This window comes from Micromonospora sp. NPDC049497 (assembly GCF_044465805.1).
In the GTDB taxonomy this organism is placed as follows: Bacteria; Actinomycetota; Actinomycetes; order Mycobacteriales; family Micromonosporaceae; genus Micromonospora.
The window spans coordinates 243025-254838 of the sequence record NZ_JBITMC010000001.1; the positions used below are offsets into that span (position 1 = coordinate 243025).

General features: G+C 70.4%; 10 protein-coding genes. 7 read left to right on the plus strand and 3 right to left on the minus strand.

Annotated features, from left to right (window positions below):
- Positions 1–88 precede the first annotated feature (88 nt).
- The 4 genes from ACIBR0_RS01135 (at position 89) to ACIBR0_RS01150 (ending at position 4168) form a co-directional block, all read left to right on the plus strand.
- Entirely contained in the window at positions 89–1099 is a 1011-nt protein-coding gene (locus ACIBR0_RS01135) for an ABC transporter permease (protein ID WP_396711967.1), read from the plus strand.
- A gap of 81 nt (positions 1100–1180) precedes the next feature.
- Positions 1181–2122, plus strand: a complete 942-nt coding sequence (locus ACIBR0_RS01140; protein WP_396711969.1) for an ABC transporter permease — start codon at positions 1181–1183, stop codon at positions 2120–2122.
- Positions 2123–2127: 5 nt separating this feature from the next.
- Positions 2128–3165: an ABC transporter ATP-binding protein gene (locus tag ACIBR0_RS01145; protein WP_396711971.1), complete on the plus strand. Its 1038-nt coding sequence runs from the start codon at positions 2128–2130 to the stop codon at positions 3163–3165.
- Positions 3158–4168, plus strand: a complete 1011-nt coding sequence (locus tag ACIBR0_RS01150) for a dipeptide ABC transporter ATP-binding protein (protein ID WP_357031577.1) — start codon at positions 3158–3160, stop codon at positions 4166–4168. The genes ACIBR0_RS01145 and ACIBR0_RS01150 overlap by 8 nt, the downstream gene beginning before the upstream one ends.
- Before the next feature lie 203 nt (positions 4169–4371).
- Here the strand turns inward: ACIBR0_RS01150 and ACIBR0_RS01155 are convergent, their stop codons facing one another.
- Entirely contained in the window at positions 4372–4719 is a 348-nt protein-coding gene (locus tag ACIBR0_RS01155) for a chorismate mutase (protein WP_396711973.1), read from the minus strand.
- A 335-nt stretch (positions 4720–5054) separates the two neighbouring features.
- Here ACIBR0_RS01155 and pcrA point away from each other — a divergent pair, with 335 nt between their 5' ends.
- Positions 5055–7457 (plus strand): DNA helicase PcrA, encoded by a 2403-nt coding sequence (gene pcrA, locus ACIBR0_RS01160; RefSeq protein ID WP_357031571.1) that lies wholly within the window; start codon positions 5055–5057, stop codon positions 7455–7457.
- A 93-nt stretch (positions 7458–7550) separates the two neighbouring features.
- Here the strand turns inward: pcrA and ACIBR0_RS01165 are convergent, their stop codons facing one another.
- Complete coding sequence (locus tag ACIBR0_RS01165) at positions 7551–8330, minus strand: M23 family metallopeptidase (protein WP_396711976.1); 780 nt, start codon at positions 8328–8330, stop codon at positions 7551–7553.
- A gap of 275 nt (positions 8331–8605) precedes the next feature.
- Positions 8606–9319: a M23 family metallopeptidase gene (locus ACIBR0_RS01170; protein WP_396711978.1), complete on the minus strand. Its 714-nt coding sequence runs from the start codon at positions 9317–9319 to the stop codon at positions 8606–8608.
- Between the two features lie 464 nt (positions 9320–9783).
- Between ACIBR0_RS01170 and ACIBR0_RS01175 the strand changes: the two genes are divergently transcribed.
- Complete coding sequence (locus tag ACIBR0_RS01175; RefSeq protein WP_396711979.1) at positions 9784–10188, plus strand: cobalamin B12-binding domain-containing protein; 405 nt, start codon at positions 9784–9786, stop codon at positions 10186–10188.
- A gap of 445 nt (positions 10189–10633) precedes the next feature.
- Positions 10634–11812: an ADP-forming succinate--CoA ligase subunit beta gene (gene sucC / locus ACIBR0_RS01180; RefSeq protein WP_396711981.1), complete on the plus strand. Its 1179-nt coding sequence runs from the start codon at positions 10634–10636 to the stop codon at positions 11810–11812.
- The last annotated feature ends 2 nt before the right edge of the window (positions 11813–11814 follow it).

Sequence of the window (11814 nt, forward strand, 5' to 3'; positions counted from 1 at the left end):
CTGATCAAGCCGTAACACGACGTGGCGGCAACGGTCTCCCCACCGGGTGATCGTTGCCGCCACGTCAGCGCCGAGAGGAGACCCCGACATGGGGCGCTACGTCATTCGACGGTTGCTCCAGTTCATCCCGACCATGCTGGGCACCATGTTCCTGCTCCACTACCTGACTTCGCTGGCGATCCAGTTCAGCGGGAACCCGGTTCGGGCGCTGTTCGGTGACCGGACGCCGCCGCCGGCCCTGCTGGAGGCGATCACCGAGCGACTCGGTTACGCCGACCCCTGCCTCGACCAGAGGGGCAACCCCTGCTTCGGGTTGTTCGTCGACCGGGTCACCGACGTCTTCTTCCGCTTCGACTTCGGGATCAACCTGCGGCAGCGGGAGGTCACCGAGCTGGTCGCCGACGCCATCCCGTACACCCTGAAGCTGCTCGTGATCGCCATGGTCTTCCAGACCATCGTCGGTATCTCGGCTGGTGTGTGGGCGGGCCTGCGGGGCGGTAGCTTCGCCGACAACCTGGTGAAGATCACCACCGTGTTCGTGATCTCGGTGCCGATCTTCGTGCTCGGCGTGCTGGTGCGGGAGTTCGTCGGGGTCAAGTTCGGCAACGTCCTGCGCGACCAGGCCTGGGTGCCCGAGGTCATCGCGAACGGCATGTTCAGCCCCGGTTTCAAGCCCGACTACCCGTGGGCCAGCCTGATCATCCCCGGTATGGTGCTCGGCGCGACCTCGCTCGCCGTCACCGCCCGGCTCACCCGGACCAGCATCATGGAGAACATCCGGGCCGACTACGTCCGGACCGCGCGGGCCAAGGGCCTGGCGAACAAGCGGGTCATCGGCGTGCACACGCTGCGCAACTCGCTGATCCCGGTCATCACCTTCCTCGGTGTCGACATCGGCTCCTCGATGGCCGGCGCCGTGGTCACCGAGACCATCTTCAACGTGCCGGGCATCGGCCGGCTGGTGACGCTCTCGGCGCGTACCGGTGAGTCCTCGGTGGTGGTCGGTGTGGTCACCATGCTGGTGCTGGTGGTGCTGATCGCGAACCTGCTGGTCGACATCCTGTACGCCGTGCTCGACCCGCGGATCCGTTATGAGTGACCGGACCGTGGTGAGCGACCGGCGGCGGGAGCAGCGTCTCCTGGCCGCCCGCGGCAGGGCAGATCGAAACGAGGTGTGGACATGAGTGACCTGACGGGCGCCAGCACCGCCGTCGGCGGTGCTCCGATCGGCGGCGAAGGCCCGACTCCGGACGAGCCGGCCACCGGCGGCAAGGAGCGCAGCGCGAGCCTGTGGGCGGACGCCCGCCGGCAGTTGGTCCGGGACCCGGTCTTCATGCTCGCCTTCGCCTACATCCTCGTGGTCAGTTCCATGGCGGCCCTCCCGGGCCTGTGGACCAGCCAGGATCCGCGTGACTGCAGCACCGACCGCTCGCGGATCTCTCCGAGCTGGGACCACCCCTTCGGCTTCAACACGCTGGGCTGTGACTACTACTCGCACGCCATCTACGGCGCGCGGCCGTCCATGGTCATCGCGATCATGGCCACCAGCGCGATCGTGCTCGTGGGCGGTGTGCTGGGCCTGCTCGCCGGCTACTACGGCGGCTGGGTCGACACCATCATCTCGCGCATCATGGACATCTTCTTCTCGCTGCCGTTCCTGCTCGGCGCGATCGTGTTCCTCACCGTGATCAAGCGGCAGAACATCTGGACCATCACGCTGGTGCTCTTCCTGCTGGCGTGGCCGACGATCGCCCGGATCATCCGAGGCAGCGTCATCTCGTCGAAGGACCTCGACTACGTGCAGGCGGCGCGGGCCGTGGGCGCGGGCAACGGCCGGCTGATGTTCCGGCACATCCTGCCCAACGCGGTCGCCCCGATGCTCGTGTACGCGACCATCGTGCTCGGCTCGTTCGTCGCCGCGGAGGCCACGCTGACCTTCCTCGGTGTCGGTCTCCAGCCGCCCGCCCAGTCGTGGGGCATCATGATCTCGGACCACCAGGTCTACTTCCTGGAGGACCCGTGGCTGCTGCTCTTCCCCTGCGGGCTGTTGGTCGGCACGGTGCTGTCCTTCATCCTCATGGGTGACGCCCTGCGTGACGCCCTCGATCCGAAGTTCCGGTGAGCGCCATGAGCACTGATGTGAACGTCAAGATGGACGCCATTCCCGGCCTCGACCCGAACGCCATGCCGCTGCAGGTCAAGGACCTCCACGTCGAGTTCCGCACCCGCAACGGCATCGCGCACGCGGTCAACGGTGTCAGCTTCGACCTCCGGGCGGGTGAGACCCGGGCGATCCTCGGTGAGTCCGGCTGCGGCAAGAGCGTCACCGCCCAGGCCATCATGGGCATCCTGGACACGCCGCCCGGGTTCATCACCGGCGGTCAGATCCTCTACCGCGGTGTCGACCTGCTGAAGCTGCCCGAGTCGCAGCGGCGCAAGGTGCGGGCCAACAAGATCGCGATGATCTTCCAGGACGCGCTCTCCGCGCTGAACCCGGTCTTCACCGTCGGGTTCCAGCTCGGCGAACTGTTCCGCAAGCACCGCGGCATGTCCCGCAAGGACGCCAAGGCCCGCTCCATCGAGCTGCTGGACCTGGTCAAGATTCCGGCCGCGCGCCAGCGGGTGAACGAGTACCCGCACCAGTTCTCCGGCGGTATGCGCCAGCGCGTGATGATCGCGATGGCGCTCGCCCTCGACCCCGAGATCCTGATCGCCGACGAACCGACCACCGCGCTCGACGTGACCGTGCAGGCGCAGATCATGGCGCTGCTGGCCGAACTCCAGCGCGAGCGGAACATGGGCCTGGTGCTGATCACGCACGACATGGGCGTGGTCGCGGACGTCGCCGACCGGATCTCGGTCATGTACGCCGGTCGGGTCATCGAGGAGGCGCCGGTCGAGGACATCTACGCCAGCCCCGCCCACCCGTACACCAAGGGCCTGCTGGAGTCGATTCCGCGACTGGACCTCAAGGGCCAGGAGCTGAGCGCCATCAAGGGGCTGCCGCCGGCGCTGACGAACATCCCCAAGGGGTGCGCGTTCAACCCGCGGTGCCGTTACGCGCAGGACGTCTGCCGGCAGGACCCGTCGCCGCCGCTGTACCAGGTGTCGCCGGTCCGGACCGCCGCCTGCCACTTCTGGAAGGAGGTCAAGGGCGATGAGTGACTACGTGCTGGAGACCCGCGACCTGGTGAAGCACTTCCCCCTCACCCGGGGGATCCTCTTCAAGAAGCAGATCGGCGCGGTCCGCGCGGTCGACGGGGTCAACCTGCAGCTGCGCCGGGGCGAGACGCTCGGCATCGTCGGCGAGTCCGGCTGCGGCAAGTCCACGCTGGCGCGCATGCTGGTCGGGCTCGAGAACCCGACCTCCGGGGACCTGTTCGTGCAGGGCCGGAACATGGCGAAGGTCGGCGGCGCCGATCGACGCCGTGGCCGGCGCAACATCCAGCTGGTCATGCAGGACCCGTACACCTCGCTCAACCCCCGGATGACCGTCGGCGACATCGTCGGCGAGCCGTTCGAGGTGCACCCGGACGTGGTCCCACGCAACAAGCGCCGGGCCCGGGTCCAGGAGCTGCTGGAGCTGGTCGGTCTCAACCCCGAGCACATCAACCGGTACCCGCACCAGTTCTCCGGCGGTCAGCGCCAGCGCATCGGCATCGCCCGCGCGCTCGCGCTCAACCCGGAGATCATCCTGTGCGACGAGCCGGTCTCCGCCCTGGACGTGTCCATCCAGGCGCAGGTCATCAACCTGCTGGAGAAACTCCAGAACGAGCTGGGTCTGTCGTACGTCTTCATCGCGCACGACCTCTCGGTGGTCCGGCACATCGCCGACCGGGTCGCGGTGATGTACCTCGGCAAGATCGTCGAGATCGGCACCGAGGACGAGATCTACGAGAACCCGACCCACCCGTACACCCAGGCGCTGCTCTCCGCGGTGCCGGTCCCGGACCCGAAGCTCCGCGGGCTGCGGGACCAGATCGTCCTGACCGGTGACGTGCCGTCGCCGGCCAACCCGCCGTCGGGCTGCCGGTTCCGGACCCGCTGCTGGAAGGCCCAGGACATCTGCGCCGAGAAGGAGCCGCTCCTGGTGCCGCAGGCGAAGTCGCCGCACCCGAGCGCCTGCCACTTCGCCGAGGTACGCGACGTGGTGCACGCGGTCGACTGACCGCCCAGACGCCGTCGCCCGGCCACCGCAGACCGGGCCGGCGGTGAAGGTAGTGCCTCCTCAGTGATCCGGGGCGTCGACCGCACAACGGTCGGCGCCCCGGTCCTCGTTTCGCCCGTCCGAGGCCGGGCCGGCGGAACGCGGGCGACGGGCACGGGCGGTGCGGGCCGGGCGCTGCGGACCGCACCCGTCGGATCCGAAGGTCAGAGCGGCCCGCGGCCGGCCCGGAGCAGCAGCAGCGCCACCTGCGTGCCGTCCGCGCCGAGGGCGGACCGGAACCGCTCCAGGATCTCCTGCTCCCGGGAGAGCACCAGACGGGTGCCGCCGGAGGCCATCCGGGTCGCCCCGACCTCCTGGGACAGCCGGGCGCGCTCCTGCCACAGGTCGATCAGCGCGCTGTCGATCTCGTCGATCCGCTTGCGGATCTCGGCGATCCGGGCCGCCGCCATCGGTTCCGTGGTGCCCGTACGGGTGTCGCCGGGGCTGCCGTCGGTCCCACCGGCCTCCGGTCGCGCCAGGCTGCCGCTCTGCTCCGCCACGTCTGCCATCATCGCCGTACCCCTCGGACGTCGGGCCCGGTGCCCGGATCCCGGGACGAAAAAGCCCCGGGCTCTCGGAGCCCGGGGCTTTTCGTAGGTCTTGTCGTTCAGGCGCGACCTACGGCTGCCGGACTCCCGGTGCCGTAGTAAAAGTAGAAGCGCTGACCGAACACGCCGTCGAGTATGCCGCCCGGGCACGGGCCGCGCAAGGAAACCCCCGAAGACCGCCTCGGCGGACGTTAAGCGGGGGCCCTTCCTCTACCGGAGGCGTTAAGAAGGGGCCCTTCCTTGCACCGCGGGCGTGCGTCGGCGGAAGTGTCCGGCGGGCGGCATAGACTCGCCGTGCGATGCATCCTCTCTTCGACATCCCCGCGTCCCCTCCCGCGCCCGAGCCTGCCCGGACCCCGCCCCGGAGGCCCGGGCCGTCCGCGCACCTCGATCCCCGGCAGTTGGTCGAGGGCCTCAACGGTCCCCAGCGGGACGCGGTCACCCACGCCGGCTCGCCGCTGCTGATCGTCGCCGGTGCCGGGTCGGGCAAGACGCGCGTGCTCACCCACCGGATCGCCTACCTGCTCGCCGCGCGGGACGTGCACCCGGGCGAGATCATCGCGATCACCTTCACCAACAAGGCCGCCGGCGAGATGAAGGAGCGGGTGGCGCACCTGGTGGGTCCGCGCGCCCGGCTGATGTGGGTGTCGACGTTCCACTCCGCGTGCGTCCGCATCCTGCGGGCCGAGCACGAGCACGCCGGCCTGAAGTCGACCTTCTCGATCTACGACGCGGACGACTCCCGCCGGCTGATGCAGATGGTCGCCCGCGAGCTGGACCTCGACCCCAAGCGTTACCCCGCGCGCGGGCTGGCGGCCCAGGTGTCCAACCTGAAGAACGAGCTTGTCGACCCGGAGGAGTTCGCGGGTCGGGCCAAGGGGCCCAACGAGCGGGCGCTGGCCGAGGCGTACACGCTCTACCAGCGGCGGCTGCGCGAGGCGCACGCACTGGACTTCGACGACCTGATCATGACGACGGTGCACCTGCTCCAGTCGCACCCGCACGTCGCCGAGAGCTACCGCCGGCGGTTCCGGCACGTGCTGGTCGACGAGTACCAGGACACCAACCACGCCCAGTACGTGCTGATCAAGGAGCTGGTCTCCGGCACCGAGGGCATCGAGCCGGCCGAGCTGTGCGTGGTCGGTGACGCGGACCAGTCGATCTACGCGTTCCGGGGCGCGACGATCCGCAACATCCTGGAGTTCGAACGGGACTTCGGCGACGCCCGGACGATCCTGCTCGAGCAGAACTACCGCTCCACCCAGACCATCCTCAACGCCGCCAACGCGGTGATCGACCGCAACACCTCCCGCAAGCCCAAGCGGCTGTGGAGCGAGGCGGGGGCCGGCGATCCGATCGTCGGCTACGTGGCCGACACCGAGCACGCCGAGGCGGACTGGGTGGGCCGGGAGATCGACCGCCTGGTCGACGCGGGGGAGACCCGCCCGGGGGACGTCGCGGTCTTCTACCGCACCAACGCGCAGTCCCGGGTCTTCGAAGAGGTGTTCATCCGGGCCGGCCTGCCCTACAAGGTGGTCGGAGGGGTGCGCTTCTACGAGCGCAAGGAGGTCCGCGACGCGCTGGCCTACCTGCGGGCGGTGGTCAACGACGACGACACGGTGAGCCTGCGCCGGATCCTCAACACCCCGCGACGGGGCATCGGTGACCGCGCGGAGGCCTGCGTGGAGGCGCTCTCCAGCCGGGACCGGATCTCCTTCGGCGCGGCCCTGCGCCGGGCGAAGGACGCGCCGGGCATCTCCACCCGGGCCGCCAACGGCATCGCGGAGTTCGTCGCCCTGCTCGACGGCGCACGGGAGCTGGCCGAGACCGGCACCCCGGAGGAGGTGCTGGAGGCGCTGCTCACCCGCTCGGGTTACCTGACCGAGCTGGAGGAGAGCCTCGACCCGCAGGACGCCGGCCGGGTCGACAACCTCCAGGAGCTCGTCAGCGTCGCCCGGGAGTACACGGAGCGCATCGAGGCGCTGGGCGAGGAGGGGGAGCGGGCCACCGTGGCCGGCTTCCTGGAGCAGGTCGCGCTGGTCGCCGACGCCGACCAGATCCCCTCCGACGATCCCGACCACCAGGGCGTGGTCACCCTGATGACCCTGCACACGGCCAAGGGCCTGGAGTTCCCGGTGGTCTTCCTGACCGGCCTGGAGGACGGGGTCTTCCCGCACCTGCGCTCCCTCGGTGACACCCGCGAGCTGGAGGAGGAGCGCCGGCTTGCGTACGTCGGCATCACCCGGGCCCGGCAGCGCCTCTACCTCTCCCGGGCGGTCACCCGCTCGGCGTGGGGGCAGCCGGCCTACAACCCGCCGTCACGGTTCCTGGAGGAGCTGCCCACCGAGCTGGTGCACTGGGAGCGCACCGAGGGGTCGTACACCTCGTGGGCCGGTGGGGGCGGCGGCGTGGGCGGCCGTGCCGACCGCGCGCCCGGCGGGCGTGGCGGCTTCACCGGGGGTACGCCGAGGGCGGCGCAGCTCGCCAAGCGGCTCGGTGTCGACGGCAGCCGCCTGACCACGGCCAGCGAGCTGCCCCAGGGGCCGAAGGTGGCGGCCGGGGACCGGGTCAACCACCAGCGGTACGGCCTGGGTCGGGTGCTCGCCGTCGAGGGGCACGGCCCGGGGGCGCGAGCGCAGATCGACTTCGGCGACCAGACGATGTGGCTGGTGCTGCGCCACGCCCCGATCGACAAGATCTGACGGGCAGGGACACCGGCGGAGGCGCCGACGCCTGACATGACGCGGCCCGGGCCGGCGGGGTACGCCGGACCCGGGCCCTCGTCGTCCACGGGCTCAGCAGCCGACGTCGACGCCCCGGGCGCGCAGGAACGGCGCCGGGTCGATCTGGTTCCACATCTGCCCCTGGTGCACCTCGAAGTGCAGGTGCGGGCCGGTGGAGTCGCCGGTGGAGCCCTCCAGGCCGATCGTCTCGCCGGCGCCGACCTTCTCGCCCACGCCGACCGACGCGGTGCTCAGGTGCGCGTACTGCGTGAGGTAGCCGTTGCCGTGGTCGACGACGACCGAGATGCCGTAGCCGTCGCCGACGTCACCGGCCTTGGTGACGGTGCCGCCGAAGGCGGCGCGGACCGGTGTGCCGGCGGGCAACGCGAAGTCGATGCCGGCGTGCAGCGTGCCCCAGCGCGGGCCGTAGCAGGAGGTGATCTCCGCGCCCTTCATGGGGATGACCCAGGTGGGCTTCGGCTTGGCGGTCTTCGTGGGCTGCGGCCTGGCGGTGGTCGCCTTGGGGCTGGGCTTGGCGGACGGGCGGGCCGTCGACGGGCTGGGCGTCGGGCTGGCCGGGCTCGCCGAGGGGGTGGCGGGAGCGCTCGACTCGCGGGTGGAGCGGTCGGCACGGTCGGCGGCCTCGGCCCGGGCCTGGGCGTCGATGGCGGCGGCCGGGACGGTGGCCTCGTCGGCCCCGGTGGTCGCGGCGACCGCGACGCCGCCGATGCCGAGGGCGCCCAGGGCCACCGCGGCGACGATCAGGTGACGGGTACGCCGGCCGGATGGCTGCCGGTGCCGTCCGGGGCTGTCCGGGGTGTTCTCGTTCGGGATGAAGTTGTCTTCCTGCACGGGCGGACCTTCACTGGATCGAGGGGCACTTGACCTCGAAATACTGGTGTCGCCCGGTCCGGGGACGGGTACCGGGACCGGTACGCCGGCCGCGACGTCGAGGGTGCGCTGCCGCTTGTGTCCGGGAAGCGACGTCTTCGTCCCGGTAAGTGATCATGCGTCGCCGTGTTCCCGGTCACATTTCGATCTGTGACCTGGATGACTTTCGTTGTCCGCCGGCAATGAAAAACCGCCCGGATCTGTCGATCCGGGCGGTCAACGGTCGATACGCAGCGTCAGGAAGCGGCTACCTCGCTGTAGATTGCCTCGATCTGGAGCTTGATGTCCACTCCGCGCTCCTGGAGCCACGGCACCGGGTCGCGAGGCTCGCCCTTGACATGGACCTCCAGGTGCAGGTGCGAGCCGTACGAGTGGCCCGTGTTGCCCACCAGGCCCAACTGGTCGCCGGCCTTGACCTGCTGACCCTCACTGACGCTGACCGCCGAGGAGTGGCCGTAGATCGCCTCGCTGCCGTCGGCGTGCTGCACGATCACGGTGTAGCCGTAGCCGCCGAACCAGCCGGCCTTGGTGACGGTGCCGTCGTGGATGGCGACGTAGGGCGTGCCCTCCGGTGCGACCAGGTCGACGCCGGTGTGCAGCTTGCCCCACCGCATGCCGTAGGGGGAGTTGAAGTCGTAGCCCTGGAGGGGGAGCAGCCAGACCTCGTCCTCGGCGGCCTCGTCCGCGCCCCGATCGTTGTCCCGCGAGGCGCGGTTGGCGGCCTCGGCGCGTTCCGCAGCGCCCTGGTCCAGGGTGGAGGCGGCCTTGAGTTCGTCGAGGACCGACGGGTTGACGCTCTTGGCGTCCGGCATGGCGCCCGCGCCCAGCGCGACGACACCGGCGCCGACGAAGGCGGTGGTGACGACGGCGGCGTAGCGGCTCCGGGGCGGGGTGGGTACGCGGCGACGACCGCGATATCTATCGGGCTCAGACGACAGGCGCTGGCGCACGCACACCCTCCGTTGTCGGGGTTCCGAAGCGGCCCGCCGTGCCCGTGAAGCTCGGATGAACCTCGGCTGGCCGCGTCGTCACCCGTCCGTGGACCTGATGACAACCGTGGACACGTTAGCCAACCGCCACGTCCGTCACAAGCCGAAGCGCCGAAACAGTGCCGCATTCTGTCCCTTTGCGTCCATGATTGTCATGGCTCGTGCCACGGAAAAGATGTCCCCGTCCTCCCCCGTTCGTCGCTCACCGTGACCGAACGGCGGAGTCGTCCCGCTTGACGGCCACCGTGACCCGGCTCCGGTGTGTGCTCTTCTGTGTGGCAGCCCGACGAGGGTCCGGCGGGCCGGAACGGTGCCCGGCCGACGACCACCGTCGGACAGCGGGGCCGCCCGGATTTCCCGGGCCGGCCCGGTCGGGTTACCGTTCGTTCAGGTGAAGCCGCGAAGCCGGTGAAAGGGATGCGCAGATGAGCTCTCGTGTTCGGGTCGTCGTCGCCAAGCCGGGCCTGGACGGCCACGACCGCGGCGCCAAGGTCGTCGCGCGTGCCCTCCGGGACGCCGGTATGGAGGTCATCTACACCGGCCTGCACCAGACCCCGGAGCAGATCGTGGAGACCGCGATCCAGGAGGACGCCGACGCCGTCGGTATGTCCGTGCTCTCCGGGGCGCACATGACGCTGTTCCGGAGGGTGCTGGAGCTGCTCGGCGAGCGGGACGCCCGCGACATCGTCGTGTTCGGCGGCGGCATCATCCCGGACGCCGACATCCCGGAGCTGGAGAAGCTCGGGGTCGCCAAGATTTTCACCCCGGGCGCGACCACCGGGTCGATCGTGGAGTGGGTGCGCCAGAACGTGGCCCAGCCGGTCGGCTGACGCCGGGCGGGGCGAGCCCCGCAGGTGCCGGTCCGCCGGTGTACGGGCAGGGGGAGGGGCCGGACGCACCCCTCACACGTCCGGCCCCTCTATGCACGATGCCCCGCCGCCACCCCTCGACCGACAGGGCATCGGCCGTCTCCCGCCGTCGCGCTGAATCAGCGCGCCGACACCTGACTCAACGACGCCCTCCGGGAGGGGTTACGCACCCGGCGCAATGTCGCCCGGAAGGCTGACGATCGGGCGTCGTCCGCGCAGGACGGGTGCACCGACGGGCCGGTTGTGCATTACCGCACACCGCGCACCCGCTCGGTTGCTAGCGGTGCCCACCTCGCTAGGCTGCGCCCAATGGCCTGTTTCAACTGATGACAGGCGTCAAACTGTTTTCCATAACGCTGGTGGCGGCGCGACGGCGCGCCGCGGAGACGGGACGGGACGCGCAATCGTGGACCTGTACGAGTACCAGGGGCGGGACCTGTTCGAGCGGCACGGCTTGCCCGTGCTCGCCGGCGGCGTCGCCACGACCCCGGAGGAGGCCCGCGCGATCGCCGAACGCCTCGGCGGTCGGGTGGTCGTCAAGGCGCAGGTGAAGGTCGGCGGCCGCGGTAAGGCCGGCGGCGTGAAGCTCGCCGAGGGCGCGGAGGAGACGGTGGCCCGCGCCACCGACATCCTCGGCATGGACATCAAGGGCCACACCGTCCACAAGGTCATGATCACTGTGACCGCGGACGTGGCCGAGGAGTACTACTTCTCCTACCTGCTCGACCGGGCGAACCGCACCTTCCTCTGCATCGCCAGCGTCGCCGGCGGCATGGACATCGAGCAGGTCGCGGTCGACACCCCGGAGAAGGTCGTCAAGGCCCCGATCGACGCCAACACCGGCGTCGACGAGGCGAAGGCGCGCGAGATCGTGACCGCCGCCGGCTTCCCCGCCGAGGTCGCCGACCAGGTCGTCGAGGTCGCCGTGGGCCTGTGGAAGGCCTTCGTCGCCGAGGACGCCACGCTGGTCGAGGTGAACCCGCTGGCGACGACCGGTGAGGGGCGGCTCCTGCTGCTCGACGCCAAGATCACCCTGGACGAGAACGCCGCGTTCCGGCACCCGGACCACGAGGCGCTGGTCGACCAGGCCGCGGTGGACCCGCTGGAGCAGGCCGCCAAGGAGAAGGACCTCAACTACGTCAAGCTCGACGGCGAGGTCGGCATCATCGGCAACGGCGCGGGTCTGGTCATGTCCACCCTGGACGTGGTCGCGTACGCGGGCGAGCGGCACGGCGGCGTCAAGCCGGCCAACTTCCTCGACATCGGCGGTGGCGCGAGCGCCGCGGTGATGGCCAACGGCCTGGAGATCGTGCTCTCCGACCCGTCGGTGCGCAGCGTCTTCGTCAACGTCTTCGGCGGCATCACCGCCTGCGACGCCGTCGCCAACGGCATCGTGCAGGCGCTCGCCCTGCTGGAGCAGCGCGGCGAGAAGGTCACCAAGCCCCTCGTCGTCCGCCTCGACGGCAACAACGCCGAGGCCGGTCGGGCGATCCTCGACGGCGCGAACAACCCGCTGATCCAGCGGGTCGACACCATGGACGGCGCGGCCGAGCGGGCCGCCGAGCTGGCAGCTACGGGGGTCTGATC